Origin of the sequence: Lactiplantibacillus fabifermentans DSM 21115 (assembly GCF_000498955.2) — a bacterium.
Classification (GTDB): domain Bacteria; phylum Bacillota; class Bacilli; order Lactobacillales; family Lactobacillaceae; genus Lactiplantibacillus; species Lactiplantibacillus fabifermentans.
Genome location: NZ_AYGX02000070.1, coordinates 34,894 through 60,274, shown reverse-complemented (window position 1 = coordinate 60,274; position 25,381 = coordinate 34,894). Strand labels below are relative to the sequence as shown.

Annotated in this window: 31 protein-coding genes, 1 tRNA gene and 1 other annotated feature; of the genes, 27 read left to right on the top strand and 5 right to left on the bottom strand. The window is 45.1% G+C overall.

Going from position 1 to position 25,381, the window contains the following annotated elements; genetic code table 11:
- Positions 1–163: 163 nt before the first annotated feature.
- The 3 genes from DY78_RS05990 (at position 164) to DY78_RS05985 (ending at position 2,470) form a co-directional block, all read left to right on the top strand.
- Positions 164–1,186: a DUF805 domain-containing protein gene (locus DY78_RS05990; RefSeq protein ID WP_024625568.1), complete on the top strand. Its 1,023-nt coding sequence runs from the start codon at positions 164–166 to the stop codon at positions 1,184–1,186.
- 740 nt (positions 1,187–1,926) lie between these two features.
- On the top strand, positions 1,927–2,094 hold the full coding sequence (locus DY78_RS16400; RefSeq protein ID WP_169817070.1) for a hypothetical protein: 168 nt from the start codon (positions 1,927–1,929) through the stop codon (positions 2,092–2,094).
- A 193-nt stretch (positions 2,095–2,287) separates the two neighbouring features.
- Complete coding sequence (locus DY78_RS05985; RefSeq protein ID WP_024625569.1) at positions 2,288–2,470, top strand: hypothetical protein; 183 nt, start codon at positions 2,288–2,290, stop codon at positions 2,468–2,470.
- Positions 2,471–2,506: 36 nt separating this feature from the next.
- On the opposite strand, the gene DY78_RS05980 is transcribed toward DY78_RS05985, so the two are convergent.
- From DY78_RS05980 to DY78_RS05970, 3 genes are all read right to left on the bottom strand, one after another.
- Positions 2,507–2,580, bottom strand: a tRNA-Arg gene (locus tag DY78_RS05980).
- A gap of 136 nt (positions 2,581–2,716) precedes the next feature.
- On the bottom strand, positions 2,717–3,088 hold the full coding sequence (locus tag DY78_RS05975) for a hypothetical protein (protein WP_024625570.1): 372 nt from the start codon (positions 3,086–3,088) through the stop codon (positions 2,717–2,719).
- A 146-nt stretch (positions 3,089–3,234) separates the two neighbouring features.
- A complete protein-coding gene (locus DY78_RS05970; protein ID WP_024625571.1) occupies positions 3,235–3,606 on the bottom strand; it encodes a hypothetical protein in 372 nt (123 codons plus the stop codon).
- Positions 3,607–3,817: 211 nt separating this feature from the next.
- On the opposite strand from DY78_RS05970, the gene DY78_RS16790 reads away from it, so the two are divergent.
- Positions 3,818–3,943 carry a hypothetical protein gene (locus DY78_RS16790; protein ID WP_268872500.1) on the top strand — a complete coding sequence of 42 codons (126 nt, stop codon included), beginning with the start codon at positions 3,818–3,820 and terminating at the stop codon, positions 3,941–3,943.
- Positions 3,944–4,104: 161 nt separating this feature from the next.
- Here the strand turns inward: DY78_RS16790 and DY78_RS16105 are convergent, their stop codons facing one another.
- The gene (locus tag DY78_RS16105; protein ID WP_156093432.1) at positions 4,105–4,260 is read right to left on the bottom strand and encodes a hypothetical protein; all 156 of its coding nucleotides are present in this window, start codon (positions 4,258–4,260) and stop codon (positions 4,105–4,107) included.
- Between the two features lie 208 nt (positions 4,261–4,468).
- On the opposite strand from DY78_RS16105, the gene DY78_RS05965 reads away from it, so the two are divergent.
- The 19 genes from DY78_RS05965 to DY78_RS05875 all read left to right on the top strand — a co-directional run bounded on the left by DY78_RS05965 (position 4,469) and on the right by DY78_RS05875 (position 19,966).
- Positions 4,469–5,098: a TetR/AcrR family transcriptional regulator gene (locus tag DY78_RS05965; protein WP_024625572.1), complete on the top strand. Its 630-nt coding sequence runs from the start codon at positions 4,469–4,471 to the stop codon at positions 5,096–5,098.
- Positions 5,099–5,958: 860 nt separating this feature from the next.
- Positions 5,959–6,031: a sequence feature (ribosomal protein L21 leader region), on the top strand.
- A gap of 22 nt (positions 6,032–6,053) precedes the next feature.
- Entirely contained in the window at positions 6,054–6,362 is a 309-nt protein-coding gene (rplU, locus tag DY78_RS05960) for a 50S ribosomal protein L21 (protein ID WP_024625573.1), read from the top strand.
- Between the two features lie 19 nt (positions 6,363–6,381).
- Positions 6,382–6,717 (top strand): ribosomal-processing cysteine protease Prp, encoded by a 336-nt coding sequence (locus DY78_RS05955; RefSeq protein WP_024625574.1) that lies wholly within the window; start codon positions 6,382–6,384, stop codon positions 6,715–6,717.
- A gap of 24 nt (positions 6,718–6,741) precedes the next feature.
- Positions 6,742–7,023: a 50S ribosomal protein L27 gene (gene rpmA / locus DY78_RS05950; protein ID WP_024625575.1), complete on the top strand. Its 282-nt coding sequence runs from the start codon at positions 6,742–6,744 to the stop codon at positions 7,021–7,023.
- A 111-nt stretch (positions 7,024–7,134) separates the two neighbouring features.
- Positions 7,135–8,199 carry an aminopeptidase P family protein gene (locus tag DY78_RS05945; protein WP_024625576.1) on the top strand — a complete coding sequence of 355 codons (1,065 nt, stop codon included), beginning with the start codon at positions 7,135–7,137 and terminating at the stop codon, positions 8,197–8,199.
- 68 nt (positions 8,200–8,267) lie between these two features.
- Positions 8,268–8,825: an elongation factor P gene (efp, locus tag DY78_RS05940; RefSeq protein ID WP_024625577.1), complete on the top strand. Its 558-nt coding sequence runs from the start codon at positions 8,268–8,270 to the stop codon at positions 8,823–8,825.
- A 39-nt stretch (positions 8,826–8,864) separates the two neighbouring features.
- On the top strand, positions 8,865–9,323 hold the full coding sequence (locus DY78_RS05935) for an Asp23/Gls24 family envelope stress response protein (protein ID WP_024625578.1): 459 nt from the start codon (positions 8,865–8,867) through the stop codon (positions 9,321–9,323).
- Entirely contained in the window at positions 9,320–9,736 is a 417-nt protein-coding gene (gene nusB / locus DY78_RS05930) for a transcription antitermination factor NusB (protein ID WP_024625579.1), read from the top strand. The genes DY78_RS05935 and nusB overlap by 4 nt, the downstream gene beginning before the upstream one ends.
- 145 nt (positions 9,737–9,881) lie before the next feature.
- Complete coding sequence (locus DY78_RS05925; protein WP_024625580.1) at positions 9,882–10,742, top strand: bifunctional 5,10-methylenetetrahydrofolate dehydrogenase/5,10-methenyltetrahydrofolate cyclohydrolase; 861 nt, start codon at positions 9,882–9,884, stop codon at positions 10,740–10,742.
- Complete coding sequence (gene xseA / locus DY78_RS05920) at positions 10,735–12,087, top strand: exodeoxyribonuclease VII large subunit (RefSeq protein WP_024625581.1); 1,353 nt, start codon at positions 10,735–10,737, stop codon at positions 12,085–12,087. Before DY78_RS05925 ends, xseA begins: the two co-directional genes overlap by 8 nt.
- A complete protein-coding gene (locus DY78_RS05915; RefSeq protein WP_024625582.1) occupies positions 12,080–12,313 on the top strand; it encodes an exodeoxyribonuclease VII small subunit in 234 nt (77 codons plus the stop codon). Before xseA ends, DY78_RS05915 begins: the two co-directional genes overlap by 8 nt.
- Entirely contained in the window at positions 12,306–13,187 is an 882-nt protein-coding gene (locus DY78_RS05910) for a polyprenyl synthetase family protein (protein WP_024625583.1), read from the top strand. Before DY78_RS05915 ends, DY78_RS05910 begins: the two co-directional genes overlap by 8 nt.
- Positions 13,188–13,200: 13 nt before the next feature.
- A complete protein-coding gene (locus tag DY78_RS05905) occupies positions 13,201–14,016 on the top strand; it encodes a TlyA family RNA methyltransferase (RefSeq protein ID WP_024625584.1) in 816 nt (271 codons plus the stop codon).
- An 87-nt stretch (positions 14,017–14,103) separates the two neighbouring features.
- Entirely contained in the window at positions 14,104–14,562 is a 459-nt protein-coding gene (locus DY78_RS05900; protein ID WP_024625585.1) for an arginine repressor, read from the top strand.
- A gap of 67 nt (positions 14,563–14,629) precedes the next feature.
- Positions 14,630–16,324 (top strand): DNA repair protein RecN, encoded by a 1,695-nt coding sequence (recN, locus tag DY78_RS05895; protein ID WP_024625586.1) that lies wholly within the window; start codon positions 14,630–14,632, stop codon positions 16,322–16,324.
- A gap of 217 nt (positions 16,325–16,541) precedes the next feature.
- Positions 16,542–17,732 carry a betaine/proline/choline family ABC transporter ATP-binding protein gene (locus tag DY78_RS05890; RefSeq protein WP_029779091.1) on the top strand — a complete coding sequence of 397 codons (1,191 nt, stop codon included), beginning with the start codon at positions 16,542–16,544 and terminating at the stop codon, positions 17,730–17,732.
- 2 nt (positions 17,733–17,734) lie between these two features.
- Positions 17,735–18,364, top strand: coding sequence for an ABC transporter permease (locus DY78_RS05885; protein ID WP_024625588.1), 630 nt, complete (start codon positions 17,735–17,737; stop codon positions 18,362–18,364).
- Positions 18,365–18,377: 13 nt separating this feature from the next.
- Complete coding sequence (locus DY78_RS05880) at positions 18,378–19,313, top strand: osmoprotectant ABC transporter substrate-binding protein (RefSeq protein WP_024625589.1); 936 nt, start codon at positions 18,378–18,380, stop codon at positions 19,311–19,313.
- Complete coding sequence (locus DY78_RS05875; protein WP_024625590.1) at positions 19,313–19,966, top strand: ABC transporter permease; 654 nt, start codon at positions 19,313–19,315, stop codon at positions 19,964–19,966. The genes DY78_RS05880 and DY78_RS05875 overlap by 1 nt, the downstream gene beginning before the upstream one ends.
- A gap of 252 nt (positions 19,967–20,218) precedes the next feature.
- Here DY78_RS05875 and DY78_RS05870 read toward each other — a convergent pair whose 3' ends face one another.
- Positions 20,219–20,554: a hypothetical protein gene (locus DY78_RS05870; protein WP_024625591.1), complete on the bottom strand. Its 336-nt coding sequence runs from the start codon at positions 20,552–20,554 to the stop codon at positions 20,219–20,221.
- Positions 20,555–20,754: 200 nt separating this feature from the next.
- Between DY78_RS05870 and gmk the strand changes: the two genes are divergently transcribed.
- From gmk to priA, 4 genes are all read left to right on the top strand, one after another.
- Complete coding sequence (gmk, locus tag DY78_RS05865; RefSeq protein WP_024625592.1) at positions 20,755–21,375, top strand: guanylate kinase; 621 nt, start codon at positions 20,755–20,757, stop codon at positions 21,373–21,375.
- Positions 21,372–21,584 (top strand): DNA-directed RNA polymerase subunit omega, encoded by a 213-nt coding sequence (gene rpoZ / locus DY78_RS05860; protein WP_024625593.1) that lies wholly within the window; start codon positions 21,372–21,374, stop codon positions 21,582–21,584. Before gmk ends, rpoZ begins: the two co-directional genes overlap by 4 nt.
- A gap of 131 nt (positions 21,585–21,715) precedes the next feature.
- A complete protein-coding gene (gene coaBC / locus DY78_RS05855) occupies positions 21,716–22,936 on the top strand; it encodes a bifunctional phosphopantothenoylcysteine decarboxylase/phosphopantothenate--cysteine ligase CoaBC (protein ID WP_024625594.1) in 1,221 nt (406 codons plus the stop codon).
- A 1-nt stretch (position 22,937) separates the two neighbouring features.
- On the top strand, positions 22,938–25,355 hold the full coding sequence (gene priA / locus DY78_RS05850; protein ID WP_024625595.1) for a primosomal protein N': 2,418 nt from the start codon (positions 22,938–22,940) through the stop codon (positions 25,353–25,355).
- Positions 25,356–25,381: the final 26 nt, after the last annotated feature.

Below are 25,381 nucleotides of genomic sequence, written 5' to 3'. Positions count from 1 at the left end.
TTAGTGAACCAGTTTTGCATGACCCACGTAATGATAACTGATGGCGACTCAGTTAGATAGTCTATGAATGATGTTGGCCGGTCATCAAAGTTAATAGGCAGGCCGGCGCTGACCCGGTATGCTAGTAGTATAAATGAATTATGAACGCAGGGGGGCACCGACTTTGAAAACACAATCGGACTGGTCAGCCACCAATTTAACCCGCACGTGGTCGGGGCCAATAGTTTCTGCCAAACGATTATTTGGGCAATTATTTACGCCGGATGCGCGCTGTTTGCGAGGGGATTATTGGTGGTTCACTTTAGAAGTGACCATTTTGGCGTTAATTGTCGACTTGGGTTTGTTATTAAGCCCGGTTAGCTGGGGAACGTGGCCGTGGACAATCGTTTTAATTGTCCCGTTATTTGGGTGGCTAATAGCGACGATACAACGGTTGCACGATGTCGGGCATACCGGCTTCTATCTAGTTTGGTTGCTAGTCCCAATCTTCGGCTGGATATTGGTGATTCGCCAGCTAGCCCGGCCGGCAACGTACGCGCCGACGCCGACTAAAAAACGGTCATCTTCATTGGCGTTAATCGCATTGATAGTTGTTTTAATATCGCCAATCAATCAGGCGTTAACTTGGCAACAAGCCTGGTTAAAAGTCGCCGACAACGTGCTTGCTCATGGGGGGAAATCAAAGGTGACAGTTCAAACGCCAACATTAACCTTTTCTGAGCTGAAGTTGGCGGATGATACCATCAGGATTCGGCAGCAAGCTGACTATCCGGTAACCGTTAATAAAACGAGTGCTCACACCCGGGTGGCCGTCAGTAAGGTAACCATCTATCAAACGGCTAAAACATACGGTAAGGACGTTTTAAGTGACCATGACAAACGATTTAACGGTGTCATTGAAATCGCTGTTAAAATCACAGCTAAACAGCCATTGGAGATGTATCCGACTCAAGGGGTCTTAACAACTGATCAAGGCACTAAGGTTACCGCTGATATTATTAACAGCGCGTTACTTGATGGTAAGTACCGTAAGAATCAGACGAAACAGGGCAATTTAGTCTTTCTATTGCCGAAACTGACGGATGTACGGTCATTTAAGACGCTGAAACTGGTATGGGACATGTGGTCGAGTGCCGATACGGCCAATAGCTTTGAACAAAAATTGACGATTCCGTTAACAAAATAATGATTGACCTCGCTGATACGGATATATATTCAGGAGGTCTTTTTTTACGGAAAAATATTTGGCAATCAAAGCTGGGTGACAAACATTGGGGGATGTTAATCGCATGAGTGATAAGTGGCCGCATTTCGCGCAATTGAATGACGGTGAAGAAGCGCTAGATCATGTAGAAACACAGGAACAGGTGAAGATTACTAAAAAACTTTGAGTAATAGTTATTCCGTCAATTGCATCTCAGTAAATTCTAAAAGGTATCATGACAAATTTTTGGCATTATCGTTGCCCAAGCCGGTCAAAGAATCGTTATATTTGCATGCACTGCAAATGCTTAAACATCGTGATGGCACCAACTATGAAGATTGGTACGTTATTGATCAACGGACGGGGGCGTTAGTTGTCTCACAAATTACTTCAACCCAAATTGGACCGGACTGGGTTAATCTACGCTCAGTATCAAGCGGTGCAGGCTTATCCAGGAGCAGGGGTACTGTTGCACAATCATCCGAATAATTCGCGACCTTCGATTGCTGATGTTTTGACGTTGTGCCAACATTCAAAGACTACACAGAGTATTGTTGTCGGTCATGATGATAGGATTACTTCAATTCAGCGTAGTTCACGAATCATTAATGTGGGCGAAGTGTTTCGTTACTGATATAATCGCTACATTAGCAAGGGTAATTCTAAGTTAGAAGCTAATTTATTGGCAACAGACAAAGTGTATGCATCTGGGGTGATTGCGTATGTTCGAAACTAGCGATGATGAATTTTATATGTTAATTGATGATAGTAATAATCGGCCATTAACTGATGAAGAGAAAGAACATATGAAATGGGTCGAGAGTCAGCCGGGATACAAGGAAAGTATGGCCGAAGCCGAAGCGAAAGCTAAAAGATTATTTGGACTTTAAAACTAGTCATATACTGGGTGTGAGCACTGCGCTTAGTGTATGATTTTTATTTGTTTTGAGGACTGTTTTGCAAAATGCTTGTAAGTCTAAACGGTTTATAGATATCATGCACTCACGTGGCTAAAGCGAAGCAGGCTAAAACTCATAGCTTTTTCAGCAACTGATAAAACTTGTGTGTTAGGAGCGATTATCTATGTTTGAAACTAGTGATGAAGAGTTTTACTTGTTAATCGACGATACTAATAATGAGCCATTAACTGAAGCGGAACGGAAAACAAAAGCGGAGTTTGGGTTATATGCATATAAAGATGGTTTGTTATTGTGTCATGAACACCGGAATTCGGCTGATGACAGCAAAAAGGCAAGATTCAATTAACTGAATCTTGCCTTTTTGGATCTGATGAATAAATTATGTCACGAGTGAGACTTGAACTCACAACCCTCCGCTTAGAAGGCGGATGCTCTATCCAGTTGAGCTACCATGACAACAACAAGAAATATTATAGTTAATAAAAACCGGTGTGTCAATGCCTTAAGTAGTGTTGGCATCAGGATTACAAATCTTGAAGTGGTTAATAATTATGACAAAACTCCTTGTGTCGTTGAATAGCACGTAAAAAAACTAGTTAGCAGTTGTAAATAACTGGACGAAACTGTCAGCAATAATCAGGGCAGTCAAAAAATTAATGCCAAGCACGTATAACCAGGTTTTTTTCGCGCTGATACTGTCCAGCAATCTTTTGGCCGTATCTTGACGGAGCATTAAACGGGCGTTACCCATCGTCAGTAACAGGCACACAACCGCTAAAATGCTTAATAGCCATGAACCGCCATTTGGCCAGAGCACGAATAGAATCAACGTCAAGTTGCTGATGCTATCCATGATATAGGATTTGATGGCTAAGTTAGGTTGCGCTTCTGCCAGTGCTTGTTTATGTAAAGATCTGGCGAAGAATGAACCGACGATGAAAATGAGAACTAATAAAATTTGCATCTAAAATAACACCTTTCAGATTTGCTCAGTGTGTTGAGCGGAGTTGTTTGATAATTATGTGATTGTTCAGTGTTGTTTGACTAGAAAACGGCAGGCGTCCGAATGATTAGTCTTGAAGGTGAAGCGAGTCAGCCAAGTATTCAAGCTTAAGTCGCTGCCGTAAATATTTGAATAAAACTCTTCGTAACAATGAGAACGGCGATAAAGTTAATCCCAATCACAGCGCATAAAGTTTTCTTAGCAGCAGCGGTGTCCAACAAGCTATTGAACGAGTCCACCATGAGTATCGACCAAGTGCTGGCTAAGTTCAATAGGATACAAAGAATGGCTAAAAAGCTCATTGCCAAGGTATTATGGCCCGGCCAAAGGATTCCTAAGACTAAGGTTAACGTGCTGATGCTATCGGTGATGTACGATTTGACAGCCAAGGAAATCTGTTTTTCCGATAAGACATGTTTGTGCAGATGTCGAGCAAAAAGGTTACTAAAGATTGCAACGACTAAGACTAAGAGTTGCATAAAAAACACCTTTCGAATGAATTATTAGTTAACTAACAGAGTTAATTATACTGGAGTAACGCTCAGAAAACAGACGAAAATTAGTTAAATGGGTTGCATATATTAAGAAAGTTTAAAGAAGCACCTTAATTTTGATAATTTCGAACATTTCACTTGAAATATTTCTGTAACCTTACGATAATGTAATTGTAACAGGGAAGGAGAAACGCTTATGGGTCCAGTATTAGCTATTGTTGGTATCCTCGCAATTGCCGGGGGCGTTCAGTATTATTCAAATTTTGTTGCCAAGGAGAATGCAGCCAGTAAACACTTTACTGCATCCCGTGACAACCGTTAGTTAACGGGTTTCTTGCAACTCAACCAACACGTATTATACAATCAAACAATCAAAAAAAGCGTTTGACCGCCAAGTGCAGTCAAACGCTTTTTTTTACAGCTTTGTAACAATCATGATACAAAAAAAGAACTGACCAGTACTGGCAAGTTCCTCTTTATAAATTACTTGATTTTTGGTGTGGCTTCGATCGTTTCAGTCTTGCCAGCGGCCCAACGTTGGATAGCTGCGGTTTGCTTTTCGCGACGAACGCGTTTTTGCTTACCAGCAACTGGACGACGTGATGCCCATGTATTGTAAGGTTTTGCTACAACAGTCATGAGAGTATTCCCTCCTTTGATTAGTCCAATAACAACTATAATAAACCTAGGATAGCATATTTCGCAACCAATTTTAATGAAAACGACGATTTTTTTGTCATTAATTGTTTTTTTATATACGTTTAACTACAAAACGTCTTGATTATCTCGATAATTAGACAGCTTTCGGAATTGATGTTATATTAATTCCAGAAAGTAGGGAAGATAAATGAGCCACGAAGTTGACCCCCGGGTAGACAAAACCCGTCGGCGTTTACGCCAAGCATTAATAACATTACTACAAAGTGAGACGGTTGAAAACATTTCCGTGCAAGAACTTACTGCCACGGCTGATGTGACCCGCGGCACTTTTTATTTGCACTATAAAGACAAACCGGCCTTTGTGGATCAGGCTTTAGAGGATTTAGTAACGGAACTGTTTGAACAAGCTATCGTGACGGTAGCGATTGGCGATGTCATTACGAATCCGGCTGATCCGTTGAAACGGGTGCAAGTGTTGTCTTTATCTAAGGCGCTCGGTTACATTGACCAGCACGCCGAAGCCTTTAAGACGTTGCTCTTAAATCAACGTCAATTAGCCGTTAATGGCCGCATCAACCAACAATTAACCGATTGGATGCAACGCTTTTACCACGATTTCGAAGACCAGTTTGCGGATTTAGAAGTCCCCGTCAGTATCCAAATTGCGTACTATGTGTCTGCAACTGTGGGCTTGATTACCGATTGGCTTGAAAACGACATGATTTACACGCCACGGTACTTAACCAAGTGTATCAAAAAAATGCACCACTTAATGACTGCTGGCAACATCACTTTTACGGACTTTTTCGTTCAATAGTTGATTATTGCCGCAGTTGGCTGACTGTAATGCCATCGTCCTGGGACTGGTCCAAGCCTGAGAAGCGGTCTTGGACCTCGCTTTTGAGCCTGAAGCCCAAGTCTCAAAAGGCGTCCGTGGCGTAAACGGCCAAAAAACGCCCGTTAACGCCACCTGCAGGACGATTCCATCACGACCAGCCGACTGCTAATCTCAGCTCAGTTTCAAAGCAATGTAGAGTATATGAACATTGTTGCTGGCTGTTGGTCCAATTAAGGTTCAGCTGTCGCCAGTTGACGATTGGACATGGTGAACAGATATGTCGGCCGCAAAAGTTAAACTGGTGGTTGTTGGCTATTCATATGGTAAGAATGCGATTTTATAATAGTAATAATAAGCGTGAAGTTTGGCGAAGCTTGCCAAACTTTTTCTGCTTTTAGGAGTGAGTCCAACGCAGTTAGTGGATGAATGGTTGTCCGTAGTCGCAATAATGACAGTTTAATCAAAATTATTCAAAATCTATGAAATTAACGGTGGCGAGTCGGATTAGAAAAAATAATGATTAATATACTGCCAATTGGTGAGTTGTATGATGACAATAAAAAATGTTAGTACAGTCTAGCCGGTTGGTCACGGAAATGACGCCGTGTCGATGTACTTAGCGGGTGTTTTTTGGCCGCTTAGTACATGCGCCGAGTTTGGTGACTGACGAACTTTGTCGGGCACCAAACCGCTCGCAAGACCGCTTTTTGGCTTACGAGGTTGCGCCACCGCGTCAATTTCCGTGACCAACCGGCGGCCCCCAACACCCAATATAAAGAATTATTACTTGACGCAACCAAGCTAATTTGATATTATTTTCCTGTTGTATTTGTGGACTTCTACAGCTACAACCGCACGAGTTGAGTATTAAGTTCTGCAAGGGCGCTTAACTTGGCGAGTCTAAGTGATTCATAATTTAAGGAGGTGCACAAACGTGTACGCAATTATTGTAACTGGTGGTAAACAATATAAAGTTGAAGCAGGCCAAGCTATTTATGTTGAAAAGCTTGATGCTGCTGCAGGTGACAAGGTTACTTTTGATCAAGTAATTTTTGTTGGTGGCGACTCAACTAAGATCGGTACCCCTACTGTTGATGGTGCGACGGTTGAAGGTACTGTTGAAAAACAAGGCCGTGACCGTAAAGTGGTTACTTTCAAGTACAAGGCTAAGAAGGGCCAACATACTAAGAAAGGTCATCGCCAACCATATACTAAGGTAACGATTGACTCAATTAACGCATAATTAGAAAGTAGGCATTAACATGATTCAGGCAACGATTTCGCGCAATGGGGCTGGCTTAATTACTGGTTTTAAATTGACGGGACATGCCGATTCAGGTGCTTATGGACAAGACATCGTTTGTGCGGCGGTCTCGGTGTTGGCAATTAGTACAATCAATGGGATTGAACAAGTTGCCCATCTCCAACCGGCTATCCAAAGTGATGAAACTAACGGCGGTTTGTTAATTGCTGATTTTACTAAGCTCGACTTAGCAAATGACCAATTACAGACGTTGTTAGCCAGTTTCACCCTTGGTTTAAACGATGTTGCCGCGAATTACGGATCTTATATCCGGGTTCACGAACAAACAAAATAACCACATTTCGGAGGTGGACTTACTATGAAAATGGATTTACAATTCTTCTCTCACCATAAAGGTGGCGGTTCTACTGCCAACGGTCGTGACTCAGCTGGTCGTCGTTTAGGCGCAAAGCGGGCTGACGGTCAAACTGTTAAGAGTGGTAACATTCTTTATCGTCAACGCGGGACTCATATTTACCCAGGGGTTAACGTTCGTCGTGGTGGTGACGATACATTATTTGCTGTTGCTGATGGTGTTGTTCGTTTCGAACGCAAAGGTCGCGACAAGCGCCAAGTATCAGTTTACCCTGCAGCTAAATAATAATTAATTAGCTCAAAAAGAGTCTCTTCGCGAGGCTCTTTTTTTAAGCACGTAAGTCGTTTTTTATAAAATTTGGTATAATGGGACTCAAGGAACGATGGGAGTGACAATATGCCAAGTCGAATTGAACGGTTACAACAAACATTTGATCAGTTAAAAATTGATGCGTTTTTAGTTTCTAGCGAAGGTAATTTGCATTATTTGACCGGAATGGCGGATATGGCCGGGGATGGGTATTTACTCGTGTTAACCAACACGGTGTATTTAATTACCGACGCCCGTTACCAAACTGCTTTTGCCAATCAATATGATGCTGACCATTTAATCATTACGCGCGATTATTTAGGGGCGGTTTGTGACCTCGTGGCCCAAACTAAAACCACGGTATTAGGCTTTGAAGATGAAATCCCGTATACCGCATATAGCTACCTCGATGAAAACCTCGTTAGTGATTTAGTGGCATTACCAGCAGTAGTGGAACAAATTCGTATCGAAAAAAGCAGTGACGAACTCGCCAAGCTCAAAGCATCCGCTAGCTTAGCCGATGCGGGCTTTGAATACGTGACGAGTATCGTGCGTCCCGGGATGCGTGAAATTGATGTCAGCAACTTGCTAGATGCCTTTATGCGCACCCATGGCGCCAGTGGACAATCGTTTACCACGATTGTCTTAGGGGGCGCACGGGCGGCCTTACCTCACGGAACTGCTTCGGCCGCATTACTGAGTGCCGGTCAAATGGTAACTTTAGATTTTGGCTACTTCTTGAATGGGTACACGTCTGATATGACGCGGACCTTTGCCTTGGGGCAACCGGATGAAAAACTCGTCAACGCTTATCAAGCGGTGCAAGCCGCGCAACAAGCCGTGGTCGACCACGTTAAAGCTGGGGCCAATACCGCTGACTTAGATGCGGTTGGCCGTGATTTGTTGACGGACGCTGGCTATGGTGAAGCGTTCAATCATGGCATGGGTCATGGTATCGGGCTGGAAATCCACGAAGGGCCCTTGATTTCTAAAAATACGACTGGTCAATTAGTTGAAAATAGCGTCGTAACCGTGGAACCCGGGGTTTATTTCCCGGATTTAGGCGGGATGCGGATTGAAGATGATGTCTTGGTCACTAAGACTGGTCATCAACGCTTGACGCAAGCGACGCGTGATTTACTTATTTTATAGTTAAGACAGTTGCCACCGCGGCGCCGTCTTGGTATAGTTATAAAGATATCTTCATAGGAGGACTTTACATGATTTCTACAGCAGATTTTAAAAATGGATTAACAATTGAAGTTGACAACGCAATTTGGCGCATCGTGGAATTCCAGCACGTTAAGCCAGGTAAGGGTGGCGCATTCGTCCGTTCAAAGCTTAAGAACTTGCGGACTGGTGCCGTTCAAGACAAGACTTTCCGTGCCGGCGCCCGGATGGAACAAGCTAACATCGTTAAGAGTACGATGCAATACCTTTACGAAGATGGTGGCAACTACGTCTTCATGAACACAGACACTTACGAACAAATCGAAATTCCTGGCGAAAACATTCAAAACGAATTGAAGTTTTTGAAGGAAAACATGGAAGTTCAAGTAACCATGTTCGATGCTGAAGTCTTAGGGATTGAATTACCTAACACCGTTACTTTGGAAGTTACGGAAACAGAACCAGGCATCAAGGGCGACACTGCTTCTGGTGGCTCAAAACCAGCAACGTTAGAAACTGGTGCGATTATCCAAGTACCATTCTTCGTTAAAGCGGGCGACAAATTGATCGTTAACACCGTCGACAGCACTTACGTTTCGCGGGCTTAATTAGTTAACCGACCAACATGGAATTGGAGGAATGTCAAAATGGCTGAAAGTAGCAACATTACGTTACAAAGTAAAGAACCCAGCTTAGGGCAAATTCAAATTGCACCCGAAGTGCTTGAAATAATCGTGGGTATCGCGGTAAGTCAAATCGAGGGCGTTAACCGGATGCGCGGGACGATTTCTTCCAGTGTCAATGAGTTGTTCGGTCGTAAGAAGAGTCTCGGTAAAGGGGTCAAGTTGACCATCGTTGACGACCAAATCAGTGTTGATATTTATGCTTACTTGGATTACGGCGTGGCCGTACCTAAAGTAGCGTTAGCGATTCAAGACAAAGTTAAACAACAAATTTTGTTTATGACTGATTTAGCGTTAAGCGAAGTTAACGTCCACATTACCGGGATTGTGACTGAAAAGACGGAAAGTGCAATCGATCCGAATAATCTTTTTGGTGACGAAGACCCTGAAACCGATGAAAATGAAGATGGTGAAGAATCTTGAGTTTAACGCGGCATGAAATTCGGGAAAAAGCCTTCCAAGCATTATTTGCTTTGAATGCCAATCCGGAAGCTGATGAAAATGAATTATACCAACAGTTACTAAATCCTGACGAAACCGCGGAAGTTGAAATTCCTAGTTACCTCAGCACGTTAGTTACGGGGGTATTAGAACATCAGACTGAATTAGACGAGATGATTCAACCATATTTGAGTAGCACTTGGTCGTTGGATCGGTTAGCCAAAACTGATTTGATTATCTTGCGTATCGCTTTTTATGAATTGAATTATGTCGATGACGTACCGTCAAAAGTCGCCGTCAACGAAGCCATCGAATTAGCGAAAGCTTTCAGCGATGACCGTTCTCGTAAATTCGTCAGTGGGGTCTTAGGTAAGGCCGTCACGAACGAAGCATAATAATGAATATCCGAACATTAAAATGTTCAATTGAAAAGCCTAGCGGTCGCTAGGCTTTTTTTTAGAACTTCTTAGGAATCCCGCTACTTATCCGCGCACGTTATATGCTAAAATGAAAAAAGACAACTAAAGGAGCGTGGCATAAGTGACAACGATTATTGATGGGAAAGCAGTCGCCAAAAAAGTTAATGCAGCAATACAAATCGCAGTGGCCCAATTAGTTGAACAAGGTGTTCAACCGGGTATTGCGGTGATCATTGTTGGGGAAGATCCTGCTAGCAAAATTTATGTGCGTAATAAGAATCGCAAAGCCGAAAAATTGGGGATGCATTCAGTGGTTCGCCAATTACCGGCAACCACCACGCAAGCCGAACTACTAGCCATTATTGCCGAATATAATGCGGATAAAAGTATTCATGGTATTTTAGTCCAGTCACCATTGCCCGAACAAATCAATGAGCCACTGATTACCATGGCCATTGATCCGAAAAAAGATGTGGATGGTTTTCATCCGACCAATGTTGGGAAGTTGATTACGAATTTCCCAGGTAAGTATCCGGTTGCCAATACCCCCCGGGGGATTATGACGATGTTGCATGAATATGGCATCAACCCGGCTGGTAAGACGGCGGTAGTCATCGGCCGTAGCACGATTGTTGGGAAACCGATGGCGGCGTTGTTAACCAATGCCAATGCCACGGTCACGGTCGCCCACAGTCGTACGAAGCATTTGAAGGCGTTAGCCAAAACAGCCGATATCTTAGTCGTGGCGACCGGGATTCCGCACTTAATTGATGGCAATGATATCAAACTGGGTGCCACCGTCATTGACGTTGGGATGGACCGCGACGAAAATGGCAAGTTAGTCGGCGATGTCGACTTTGATTCTGCTCAAGAGGTGGCGGGCTTCATTACGCCGGTTCCGGGTGGCGTTGGCCCAATGACGATTGCCACTTTAATGCAAACGACAGTGGAATTAGCAAAATGGAGTGATTTAGGTGAGTGACAGTCAACAATATTTGACCGTTTCCGCATTAACGCAATATATTAAGCGTAAATTTGAAGTTGATCCGTATTTAGGCAAGGTTTATTTAACCGGCGAAATTTCTAACTACCGGCCGCGGCCAAATACGCATCAATATTTCAGTTTAAAAGATGACCATGCTAAGATTTCGGCGATTATGTTCAAATCCGCCTTCGCTAAGGTGAAATTTCAACCCGAAGTGGGGATGAAAGTTTTGGTGGTAGGCCGGATTAGTTTATATGAACCAACTGGCAGTTACCAAATTTATGTGGAACGCATGGAACCCGATGGTATCGGGGCCTTATATCAAGCATATGAACAATTAAAAGAAAAATTAGCGACAGAAGGGCTCTTCAGTGCGCCGAAAAAACCACTACCACGGTTTCCGAAGCGGATTGCAGTCGTTACTTCTCGCAGTGGAGCGGTTATTCGTGATATTATCACGACGGCACGCCGGCGCTTTCCGATTGCGCAAATCGTTTTATTCCCGGCACAAGTCCAAGGTGATGCCGCAGCGCCCGAGATTGCGCGCCAAATTGAACGCGCCAATGCGACGGGCAATTTTGACACGTTAATTATCGGGCGTGGGGGCGGTTCGATTGAAGATTTGTGGCCGTTTAACGAAGAAGTCGTGGCACGCGCGATTGCCGCGAGTGACTTACCAGTAATTTCTTCGGTTGGTCACGAAACGGATACCACGATTGCCGATTTAGTCGCCGATGTGCGGGCCGCGACACCAACGGCTGCCGCGGAATTAGCCGTACCAGTCTACAACGACGTCTTATTACAACTGAATCAAGACCGTACCCGGGTATTTAACGCCTTTCAAAATTACGTTCAACGCGACCGGCAACGGTTGAACAAATTGAGTGGGTCGTACGTGTTTACCCAACCCAATCGCTTATATGAAGGCTACTTGCAAAAGTTAGACTTTTTGAATGAGCGCTTACGGCAAGCGGGCCAAAATAATGTGAATGCGGCGAGCCAGCAACTCTTGCAATTGAATCAACGGCTGCAACAACAAACGCCGATTCACCGCGTCCGCCAAGCCCAGACCCAAGTGGCAAACTTGCAACAGCGGCTTGTGCGTAACACGCAGTTAGTCTATCAAAATAAGCAGCAGCAGTTAGCACGAACGGTGCAATCGTTAGACTTATTAAGCCCGTTAAAAATCATGAGTCGCGGGTACGCGTTCGTGACGGCCGATGAGCAGATTGTCCACGGCACCAAGCAATTAAAACCAGATCAGACTGTGGCCATCCATTTTAGTGATGGAGAAGCTACGGCTCAAATTACAAAGATCGATGGAGGCAAGCAAAATGGCTGACCAACCAACTTTTGAAGATAACTTAAATAATTTAGAAACAATCGTAAATCAACTGGAACAAGGCGATGTTCCGTTAGAACAAGCTTTGGATCAATTCCAAAAAGGGGTCGCTTTGAGTAAGCAACTCCAAGCAACTTTAGAAGGGGCCGAAAAGACCTTAACTAAAATGATGGACGAAAATGGCAATGAAGTGCCATTTGAACAAGCTCCTGATGCTAATGAATAAGGATTTATTAACTGACTTTGAAGCGCAATGGGTCCCACAAATTAATACCTATTTGGACGAAAATATGCAAACGGTTAGTAACCAAGCGCAACTGACCGCCGCCATGCGGTATTCCGTGTTGGCGGGTGGTAAGCGGCTGCGCCCGATACTCTCACTGGCGGTACTGACAGTTTTTGGTTGCGAAATTACGCCAGCCAATTTGCGGGCTAGTGTTGCGTTAGAGCTGATGCATACTTATTCGCTGATTCACGACGATTTACCAGCCATGGACAATGATAACTTGCGCCGCGGCCAGCCAACGAGCCACGTTAAATTTGGTGAAGACTTGGCGATTTTAGCAGGAGATGCCTTGCAACCACTCGCGTTTCAATGGCTAGCTGACAGTGACTTGCCAGCCGACCAAGTCGCGGCGATGACGCTGGGCTTGGCGCAAGCCGCCGGACCCACAGGCATGGTTGCCGGGCAAGTAGCTGACGTTAAAGGTGCCGGGCACCAATTACCGCTAGCCGCCTTGCAACAGTTACATCGTGAGAAGACCGGCGCTTTGATTCACTATGCGGTGTTATCCGGGTTGATTCAAGCGCAAGTCCCAACAAACCAACGGGCGGCATATTTGGAATTTGCGGATGCGTTTGGATTGGCGTTTCAAATATATGATGATATTTTAGACGTCACCAGCACGCCGGCACAACTTGGGAAACAGACGCACAAAGATGCTGGTGAGCATAAGAACACCTATCCGGGATTGTTGGGATTAGATGGTGCTAACGCCGCCTTAACCGCTGCGGTGACCCATGCCCAACAGGCGCTAGCGCAAGCAGCTGGTCCGGATAACACGTTGTTAGCCGCATTTTTAACGTATTTTACGAATTAGAGGAATTAATTAGATGGAAAAAGAACGGGTGGACGTTTTATTAGTCCAACAAGGATTATTTGATACACGTGAAAAAGCCAAGCGGGCCGTCATGGCCGGTGAAATTTTAGGTGTCAATGAAGAACGGTTGGATAAACCCGGGATGAAGATTCCCGTTACCACTGAGTTGCACTTGAAAGGCAAGCCGATGCCTTACGTCTCGCGGGGCGGTTTGAAATTGGAAAAAGCTTTAAAGAGCTTTGATATTGATGTCACCGATAAAACGGTGTTAGATATTGGGTCGTCCACGGGTGGCTTTACCGACGTGATGTTACAAAGTGGCGCCAAAATGAGTTATGCCTTGGATGTTGGGAGTAATCAGCTTGTCTGGAAGCTCCGGAGTGATCCACGGGTAGAAGTGATGGAACATACGAATTTCCGTTACAGCAAGTTAGCGGACTTCAAACGCGGCCAACCGAGCTTTGCCTCGATTGATGTCTCGTTTATCTCATTACATTTGATTTTGCCACCATTACATGGCATCATCGCTGACGGCGGCGAAGTCGTGGCGTTAATTAAGCCGCAATTCGAAGCTGGTCGGGAAAATGTCGGCAAGCACGGTATCGTGCGTGAACCGAGTGTGCATACGGAAGTGTTGACTGATATTGTCAATTTTGCGCAAAGTGCCGGTTTTAACGTCTTGGGGTTGGATTATTCACCAATCAAAGGTGGCGAAGGCAACATTGAATTCTTAGTACACTTGCAAGCCACGGCCGCCGAAGCCACGATTGCACCCACCGTATCGATTGAAAAAACACAACAAGCCGCGTATGATCAATTGAATAAGTAATAGATTTCAAATCCAGTCTTTCATATTTATGCAAAATAGCTTATGATGTGTTTAAATAGATATGACTAAGACGCCGGGGGTGATCGGGTGAAAAAGCAAGAACGCCAACGCTACATTAAACGATTATTAAGTTCAAACGAAATTGAACGACAAGAAGACTTTGTCAGATTATTACGTGCCGAAGAGATTGATGTGACCCAAGCCACGATTTCTCGTGATATTAAGGACATGCAACTGGTAAAAGTTCCCTCGGCAACGGGTGGTTATCATTACAGTATGCCGGTCCAAAAACAAATGGATACGGAAAAGAAACTGAAACGTACCTTAAAAGACGCTTATGTGTCCTATGCGACACAAGATAAGTTCGTATTGATCAAAGTACTCCCCGGTAATGGACCGGCGCTCGCTAGTTTGATTGAAACGATGCACTACGATAATGTCTTTGGCACGCTCGGTGACGATAGCACCGTACTCATTATTTGTAAGTCGTTAGATGCGACACTTGAATTACAACAAATGATTCAACGACTACTAAGCGATAACTAGGTGACTAGTTATTTTCGACCTGGGCACCTCGTGTGACAGGTCGCTTTTTTTAGGGAGGAATTTAGCGGTGCTACAAGAATTATCAATCACCAACTTTGCGATTATTGAACATTTAGATATTGCCTTTGAAAAGGGCATGACGGTGCTCACCGGGGAGACCGGCGCTGGGAAATCCATCATCATCGACGCGGTCGGCTTACTTGCCGGTGGTCGCGGATCGCAGGAATTTATCCGAACGGGCGCCGACAAAGCGGTGCTGCAAGGCATGTTTATTTTGCCAGCGGATGGCGTGACGGCCCAATTGCTAGATGAAGTAGGCATTGAGCATGCGGATAATACGGTTATTTTGCAGCGGGAGATTGCGAAAAGTGGTCGGAATACGTGTCGGATTAATGGTATGTTAGTCAACACGACGACTTTGAAGCAAATTGGCGAAACCATTGTTGATATTCATGGTCAAAACGAACATCAAGAATTAATGCAACCGGAAAAGCACTTAGGTTTACTCGATGAATTCGCCACGCGTAAAATTCACAAGCTCAAAAAGCAATATACGACGCAATATGAAGCTTATCAGCAGTTAAACCAGGAACTCCGGCAAAAAAATGCCAATGAAAAAGAATGGGCCCAGCGCTTGGATATGCTGAATTTCCAAGTCGAAGAAATCGCCGCCGCCCAAGTGCGGGTCGGTGAAGAAGCAGAACTGGCGGCCGAGCGTGACCGCTTGGATAACTATCAGACTATCAGTCAAGCATTGCAACAAAGTTATACGTTGTTGGCGGCTGGTGAAGATACGACCGGGGCCGTGGATATGGTCGGCACCGCGATGAATGCGCTGGAACCGATCGCCAATTTGGACCCGGCGTTCAATGAAATTACGATGAATGTCAAAAATGCCTTTTATGGTTTACAAGATGCTGCCGGTCAAATTTCTAATCAATTGGATTTACAAGAATTCGATGAAGGCCGGCTCGATGAGATTGAACAACGGCTAGAAGTATTGAGTCAATTAAAACGTAAATATGGTGATTCGGAACAACAAATATTGGATTACTACGCTAAAATTTCCGCTGAACTGGCGAAAATGACCGATTCGGAAGAAAATAGTGAAGATTTAGCCGACCGGGTCGCTGCTAAAAAAGCCGACTTATTGCAGACTGGTGAAGCGTTATCCGACAAGCGCCGGGCGAGTGCCAAGACGTTGCAACGGCAAATTCATCAGGAATTGAAAGACTTGTATATGGACAAAGCGGTCTTTGAAGTGCGTTTCAAACCAACCAATGGGCAAATCTTCCGTTCAGGCTTAGATAGTGTCGAATTTTATATCCAGACGAACCCGGGCGAACGCATGCGGCCGTTAGCCAAGATCGCTTCGGGTGGGGAATTGTCGCGGATGATGCTTGCGCTCAAGACGATTTTTTCAGAGTCGCAAGGCATCACCAGCATCATTTTTGACGAAGTTGATACTGGGGTTAGTGGTCGGGTCGCCCAAGCGATTGCCGAAAAAATCAGTGGCATTGCCCAATTCTCGCAAGTCTTATGTATCACGCATTTGCCACAAGTGGCGGCGATGAGTGATCACCATTACTTTATTGCCAAAAAGATTACTGGCAAACGGACGAAGACGAGTGTCACGAAATTAGCGCCAGAAGATCGCGCGCAAGAATTAGCGCGGATGTTAGCGGGGACTAAAGTGACGAAATTATCGTTGGAACATGCCGAAGAACTATTGCGGTTAGCCCGTGAAGCGAAAGACGAATAATTATTCAAGAGCTTGGGTTTTATATCTAAGCTCTTTTTTGGCGATAAACGCCGGTAAATCAAGAAATAACGGCAATTTTTTACTGAGTAAACGATGAGTTAGATTGCGTGTTGTTTGCAATTAGGTTTCAAAGTAAGTTATCATTTATTGTGTACTGCTTTAAAATGAATTAAATGAACACTAAAAAATGATAGGAGTGATGAGCTTGTTTCTGACAATGGAACATTTGAATAAAACTTATCCCGGGGGCAAGGTTGCCGTCGAAGATTTCAATCTGGAAATCGAGAAAGGTGAATTTGTCTGCTTTATCGGGACGTCTGGGTCTGGTAAAACGACGACCATGCGGATGATTAATCGGATGTTGAGTCAGACTTCAGGGACAATTAAGTTGAATGGGGAAGACATCGGTAAGATGGATCCCGTCAAATTACGCCGTCAAATCGGTTATGTCATTCAAAATATTGGCTTGATGCCACACATGACGATTCGTGACAATATCACCTTAGTACCGAAACTATTAAAATGGCCGCAAGATAAGATGAACGAACGGGCTAAAGAAATGATCAAGTTAGTTGAATTACCCGAAGATTACTTGGACCGTTATCCATCCGAACTTTCTGGTGGGCAACAACAACGGATTGGGGTCGTCCGGGCCTTAGCTGCCAACCAAGATTTGGTCTTGATGGATGAACCTTTTGGGGCCTTAGACCCGATTACCCGTGAAGCTTTGCAAGACTTAGTTAAAGATTTGCAAGAACGGTTGGGTAAGACCTTCGTCTTCGTAACCCATGATATGGATGAAGCGTTGAAGTTAGCGACCCGGATCGTCGTCATGGATGGCGGTAAGATTATGCAAATCGACACGCCTGATGGTATCTTACGCCATCCCGCTAATGAATTCGTTGAGAACTTGATTGGTAAGGAACGGTTGATTCAAGCCCGGCCAAGTATCACCACCGTTGGCCAAGTCATGTTGAAAAATCCGATTGCAACGACGCCCGGCAAGTCTTTGACCGATGCGTTGCGGTTAATGCATGACAAACGGGTCGATTCGCTATTAGTGACGGACGAAGCCGGCATCCTAAAAGGGATGATTGGTATTGAAGATGTCGATTACAGCTTCAACTCGGCAACGAGTGTCGATGACATTATGAAACGAGATATTTTCTACGTTCAATCGAACTCTTTGATTCGCGATACCGTTGAACGGATTTTGAAACGGGGCTTCAAAAATATTCCGGTCGTCGATGACCAGCATCGGTTAGTCGGGATTGTTACCCGGGCGACCTTGGTCGATATCGTGTACGATGCCCTCTGGGGTGATGAAGAAGAAGACGAAGAAACTAACAACATTCACCATGAAAACCCCAATGCAGCGGCATCAGCAGCTACTAAGGGTGGTGAATAAGTATGATTGCGTTCTTACAAACATACGGCGCGCAACTCATCCTAAAGACGTGGCAACATTTATACATCTCCGCCATTTCCTTAGCGTTGGGGGTCTTGGTCGCCGTCCCGCTCGGTATTTTACTGACGCGGGTTAAAAAGATTGCTAATGTCGTCATGGCGATTGCTAGTATGTTACAAACGATTCCGGCGATGGCGTTATTAGCGTTAATGATTCCGTTTTTCGGGATTGGGGCCATTCCCGCGATTATTGCCCTCTTCATCTATTCGTTACTGCCAATTTTACGTAATACGTACTTAGGGATGGAAGATGTTAATCCATCCTTGATTGATGCGGCTAAAGGGATGGGGATGACGGGCTGGCAATCCATCATTAAAGTTGAAGTGCCGATGGCGGCGCCGGTAATTATGGCCGGGATTCGCTTGTCAGCGACTTACGTCATTGCTTGGGCGGCCTTAGCGTCATACATTGGTGCTGGTGGCCTAGGGGACTTCATCTTCAATGGGTTGAACTTGTATCGAACTGACTTGATTTTAGGCGGGTCGATTCCTGTAATTATCTTAGCTTTAATTGTCGATTGGTTGTTAGGGAAGCTCGAAGCTGCCGTCACACCAAAGACGACCAACGCGTAAGGAGGGAAACGACATGCGAAAATTTAAAAAATGGTTACTTGGGTTAGTCGCCGCCGCTTCCAGTGCATTACTGTTGGCCGGCTGCGGGTTCCCTGGGTTGTCAGGGACGAGTTCGGATACGATTCGAATTGCGTCACAAAATACGACGGAACAACAAATCATGGCTTATGTGATTCAAGACATGATTCAACATTACTCGAATTTAAACACGACGATTATTAATAACTTAGGGTCGGGGACGGTTAGTTTCAATGCGTTGAAAAATGACCAAGCTGATATTTCAGCGATTCGGTATACCGGGACGGATTTGTCCACGATTTTGGGTGAAAAGGTTGACCGGAACAACGTGAAAGCCACCGATGCTAAAGTTAAACGTCAATTTAACTCGAAGTATAATATGCATTACTTCCCATCATATGGGTTTGCCGATACGTACGCCTTCATGGTGACGCAACAAACGGCGAAGAAGTATAACTTGAAAACGGTTAGCGATATGAAAAAGGTCTCGTCGAAGTTGACGGTCGGGTTAGACCAAACCTGGATGGAACGTAAAGGTGATGGGTACAGCGCCTTCACTAAGATTTACGGGTTCTCATTTGGGAAGACTTATCCGATGCAAATTGGGCTAGTCTATGATGCCTTGGAAAAGGGTTCAATGGACGCTATTTTAGGGTATTCCACTGATGGTCGAATCAGCAGTTATAATTTGAAGATTTTGAAGGATGACAAGAATTTCTTCCCGCCATATAACGCGAGTGCGGTGGCGACGAATAAAGTCTTGAAACAACATCCACAATTGAAATCAATTTTGTCTCGGCTGAACGGCAAAATCAGTTTGAAGACCATGCAAAAATTGAATTACCAAGTGGATAACAATTTAGTTGAACCGGAAGTAGTGGCTAAACAATTCCTTGAGAAAAATAATTACTTTGAAGGGAGTGGCAAATAATGGCTAATATGAATATGATGCAACAGTTGATTTATTACTATCAACAAAATGGCGCTTACGTGTTAAGCCAGTTTACGCGTCACTTCTTGATTTCGATTTATGGGGTCTTGTTTGCGGCGTTGATTGGGATTCCAATTGGGATCTTTATTGCCCATCATAGTAAGTTGAGCAGTACCGTCATTGCGATTGCGAACGTGATTCAAACCGTGCCATCGCTGGCGATGCTGTCGATTATTATGATTGGTCTCGGTTTAGGGGTTAATACGGTCATTGTGACCGTGTTCTTATACGCCTTACTCCCAATTATTAAAAACACGTATACTGGGATGCTCAATGTTGATCCGAGTGTGCTTGATTCTGGTAAAGGAATGGGGATGACGCGGCTACAAGTTTTACGGATGGTCGAATTACCACTCTCCTTATCGGTGATTATGGCTGGGTTACGGAACGCTTTAGTCTTAGCGATTGGGATTACCGCGATTGGGACTTTCGTGGGTGCCGGTGGTTTAGGTGATATCATTATCCGGGGGACCAATGCGACGGATGGTGGCGCCATTATTTTAGCGGGGGCCTTGCCAACCGCGTTAATGGCAATCATCTCCGATACAGTCTTAGCTTGGATTGAAAAGAAAGCTGATCCAACGCAGAAATAAGCTAACAACTTGAATAGAATTAGCACTAATGGATTCGTGTATGCAAATATGCGAATCCATTTTTTAGGTCAAGGGAGTGAAAAAATGGAAAACAAAAAGATTGATTCACCGGTATCAAGCACTGCGCATTCAGGGACGTAGGTTGAACGATAACATCAATCTTTTTAAATTGCGTTAACAACACTCCGGGGATATGCAAGGTTTTATAGCCCGGAATTTCATCTGCTAACGCAAGAATTCAATTTTTATAAGTTAGACACGTTTAATATAACGAATATGATTTTGGTCGATTAAGTGGGTGACATGTTGGTAACGATTGACTAAGGTCAACTGCCCACTCGGTAACAACTTAAGGAAACCCGTAATATTATACGGATGGGATTCTGTCAGGCTCGGTTGCATTTGCAACGTTACGGTGTAGTGGTTAGCCTGGGCTTGGTTTAAAAACAAATCGATTTGAAAGGCCGGCATCTGCGGCAACAACGGTGCGACAACTTGCACTTCAGCCGTAAAGTCATCCATAAATTGACGGTACGATGCGTGTAAGCTTTGAGAAATATATTTTAAATTGGATTGCTTGTTTTGCATGATAGCCACCTCGAACATTTGTTTGTGTTTATATTATACGAACAGGCGTTCTGAAATGCAAGCAATATTTTCGAATTCTTTGTTGAAAAAAATGAGCATTGTATGAAAATCCGCGCTACCATTGCGATAAAACTTGCAATCTAGGCGTAAAAAGTGCAGAATAATTGTTAAAACATATTTAATAAGGGGAATTTGCGATCATGGCGAAACAAGGCATGTTAATCGTCTTATCAGGTCCTTCGGGCGTCGGCAAGGGTACCGTCCGCAAGGAAATCTTTGACTCAGATGATAACGATTTTCAATATTCAGTCTCAATGACCACGCGGACCATGCGGCCGGGTGAAGTTAATGGGAAGGATTACTATTTTGTAACCAAAGATGAATTTGAGGCGGAAATCAAGAGCGGCGGTATGCTTGAATATGCTAAGTATGTTGACAACTACTATGGAACGCCCTTAAAATATATTAAGCAATCATTAGCCGCGGGCAAAGATGTTTTCTTGGAAATCGAAGTTAACGGGGCGATGCAAGTGCGCGAAAAGATGCCCGATGGGGTCTTTATCTTCTTGACACCGCCTGACTTGATGGAATTAAAGCACCGCATTATTGGTCGCGGAACCGACGATATGGCTGTTATTAATAAACGAATGGCCAAAGCGGTCGATGAAATCAAGATGATGCGTAACTATGATTACGCCGTTGTCAATGATGAAGTACCGTTAGCAGCTGAACGGATCAAAGCGATTATTCGTAGCGAACGTTTTAGCGTTAAACGGGTGATGCCAGAGTATGAAGAAATGTTAGGAGATGCGGAATCTTGATCTTATATCCATCAGTTGATGATTTATTAAAACAAGTTAATTCACGTTACTCATTGATTATGTTAGCTAGCAAGCGCGCCCATGAATTAGATGCCGGCGCAGCACCAATGCTTAGCGACTACAAATCAGTTAAAACGATTGGTCGGGCGTTAGAAGAAATTGCTGCTGGCGATTTGATGATCGACCCTGACGAAACTGACGAAGACTAATTCGTTAAATTGTGTTGAGCCACTCGGGCTTGGCACTTTTTTTTTGCCATAGTCGCAGACCGCGTGCTTCACGTTGTCAATTATTCTTGATACAATTAGAACATTAATGTAAACGTAAAGGGCGTGAAAATGTGAGTATTTGGAAGCACCGCCATGTCACGGTAGTGGTTAGTGGTGGAATTGCCAGTTATAAGGCGGCTATGTTGATTCGGTTATTGATGAAACAAGGGGCCACGGTACGCGTCGTGATGACCGTTCATGCGACTGAGTTTGTCACGCCGTTAACGTTTCAAACGTTGACCCAACAACCGGTTGTGACCGATGAATTTACAATGACCGACCCGCAACACGTGGTTCACGTGGAATTGGCGGATTGGACGGAGCTAATGTTGGTCGTACCAGCAACGGCCAACCTCATTGCCAAAATGGCCCAAGGTCTCGCAGATGATGTCGCCACGACGACGATTTTAGCGACGACCGCGCCGAAGTTAGTGGTCCCAGCGATGAATTCCCACATGTTTGCTAATCCGGCGACGCAACGCAATTTAGCGCAACTAACTGCGGATGGGGTCCGGGTTTTAGACCCCGCCACCGGGATGTTAGCAGAAGGCTACGCTGGTAAAGGGCGGATGCCCGAACCTGATGAAATTTTAAACTGGGCGACAACGGTATTTTTAGCGCAGCAAACGGACTTGCCACTACATGGTGAGCGGGTCTTAGTGACGGCTGGTGGAACGCGTGAACCGATTGATCCAGTGCGCTATATCTCGAATCGTTCCTCGGGCAAGATGGGCTATGCGATTGCTGAAGCCGCTCGTAATCTCGGGGCAACGGTCACGTTGATTAGTGCGCCCAGTGCGTTAGCGACACCGGCGGGGGTGACGCGAATTGATGTCACGACCGCCCAGGATTTATTAACCGCAGTCGAAGCTGAGTTTAAAACGACGGACATGTTAGTGATGGCCGCCGCAGTTTCGGACTACCGACCAGCGACAACTGCTATGCAAAAAATTAAGAAGCAAGCTGACCATGAACCGTTAACGTTACACTTGACGGAAACGGCCGATATCTTAAAAACGCTGGCTACAGTCAAACAGCATCAATTTGTCATTGGTTTTGCAGCGGAAACGCAGGCGTTGTTAGCTAATGCCAATCGCAAGCTGGCGGCTAAAAAGCTCGATATGATTGTTGCAAATGATGTTTCCAAGCCGGGCGTCGGCTTTAATGGTGATACGAATCAAGTCACCATGTTGCGCCCCGAGCATGAACCAGTAACGACGCCTTTATTATCAAAGGCGGCCGTGGCTGAACAAATTTTGTTGACCGCCTTACAAACGAGAGAGGAAGAGTAGCGTGGCGCAAATTGCCCAAGTTTTAGTGGATGTACCGACGATGCAAACGAATCGCCCGTACAGTTATCAAATTCCAACAGCGTGGCAATCGCAAGTGACCCCTGGAATGCGGGTCGTGGTCCCGTTTGGTCGCGGTAAGCGGCGCGTGCAAGGCTTTGTCTTAAAGACAAGTGATGTGACGAATTTTGATGGCGACTTAAAAGCCATCGATGCGGTCGTTGATTTGGCCCCCGTGTTAAATACGGAAGCCTTAAAGATGACTGCTTGGCTGGCCGCCAGTACGTTCTCGTTTCAAATTACATGTGCCCAAACGATGTTGCCAGCTGTGATGCGGGCCAAGTATGAAAAGCAGTTACGGCGTACGGCCACGACCTCACCGACCGTGGCTGAACAACTCTTTCACGGGGCGGCTAGCGTTGATTTTGACAGTGTTGCGACCACCCCGCAACAAGTCAGTGAGCTATTGCGGTTACAAGCCGCGGGTGAAGTTGAAGTTTATTATCAAGTAAAAAATCAGGCTCGTCATAAGACCCAATTAGGCGTTAAGACGACTTTAACGGCGGCCGAACTTACCTCTGCCACCGAAACAGTGCGTGGTGGTGCTAAAAAGCAGTTGGCACTATTGAAAGGCTTGGCGACTTTAAACGGTGAAACGATGACGCAAAAAGCCTTTTGCGATGAGTTTGATGTCAGTGAAGCGGTTATTCGCACGGGTGAGCAAAAAGGCTGGCTTCAAAAAGTGGCCTTAGAAGTTTACCGTGATCCGTATGCGACCAGTGACATCGAAGCCACTAAGCCATTGAAATTGAATGCTGAACAGCAAGTCGCCACGGATCGCATCACCCAAGCGGTCAATGGCAGTGAAACTAAGACGTTCTTATTAGAAGGTGTCACTGGTTCGGGCAAGACCGAAGTCTATTTGCAGTCGATTGCGGCGGCGTTAGCCCAAGGTAAGACCGCCTTGATGCTTGTGCCTGAAATTTCATTGACCCCGCAAATGGTCCGGCGGGTTAAAGGGCGCTTTGGGAAGGCAGTTGCCGTCTTACACAGTGGCTTGTCCAATGGTGAAAAATATGATGAGTGGCGCCGCATCAAACGGCAAGAAGCCCAAGTCGTCGTTGGCGCCCGCTCAGCCGTCTTTGCACCGTTAGATAAAATCGGTTTGATTATTATGGACGAAGAACATGAAAGTAGTTACAAACAAGACGATGCGCCGCGCTATCATGCGCGACAAGTAGCCTTGTGGCGTAGTCAGTATCATGATTGCCCAGTTGTTTTAGGTTCGGCGACCCCGTCATTAGAAACGCGGGCCCGCGCTGAAAAGGGCGTTTATGAACGGCTCGTGTTAGCGGACCGGGTCAATCGCCGCCCGCTACCGGAAGTTTCGATTATTGATATGAAGACCGAATTACAAAAACACGCCGAAAGTAACTTTTCGGCCCCCCTGTTAGTTGCCTTACAAGATCGGTTGGACCGGCATGAACAAAGCGTATTGATGTTGAATCGCCGTGGTTATTCATCATTTGTCTTGTGTCGCGATTGTGGGTTCGTGTTGAAGTGCCCCAACTGTGATATTTCGCTAACATTGCATATGGATACGCATACGATGAAATGTCACTATTGTGGTCATGAAGAACCGATTCCGCGGACTTGTCCGAATTGCCATAGTCGCCAAATTCGGTATTATGGAACGGGAACCGAAAAAGTCGAAGAAGAGCTGCAAGACTTAATGCCTGACGCGCGCATTATTCGCATGGATAATGATACGACCCGTAAGAAGGGCGCCCATGCGAAATTATTGGCCAAATTTGGCAGTGGTGAAGCCGATATTTTGATTGGAACGCAAATGATTGCTAAAGGGCTGGACTTTCCGAATGTGACCTTAGTTGGGGTTTTGAATGCCGACACGGCGTTGGGACTGCCGGACTTTCGAGCTAGTGAGCGCACCTTTCAATTGCTGACCCAAGTTAGTGGTCGCGCCGGACGTGCGGAAAAGACGGGTCACGTTTACATTCAAACGTTTAACCCGGATCATTACGCGATTCGCTTTGCCAAGCATCATGACTACGAAGGCTTTTTTAAGTATGAAATGGCGATGCGTCATCAAGGTGGTTATCCACCGTATTATTTTACGGTCCAAATAACTGCCAGTGATCTCGACGAAGGAATCGCTGCCAAACGCATGTACCAACTGTTACAATGGTTACGGCCGCGTTTGGACCCGCAGACGATTTTGCTCGGGCCGACGCCTAAACCAATCGCGCGCGTCAATCGCCGCTATTATTATCAAATTGTTATTAAATATAAACGAGAACCCAACTTGGAAAAAACGTTAACCACGTTATTACACGAAACCCAAGCACAGCAACGCCAAGGCTTACAAATTGGGATTGATGTGGAACCATTGCACTTTATGTAAACCAAGTGGGTTAGGAGGAATTTTTT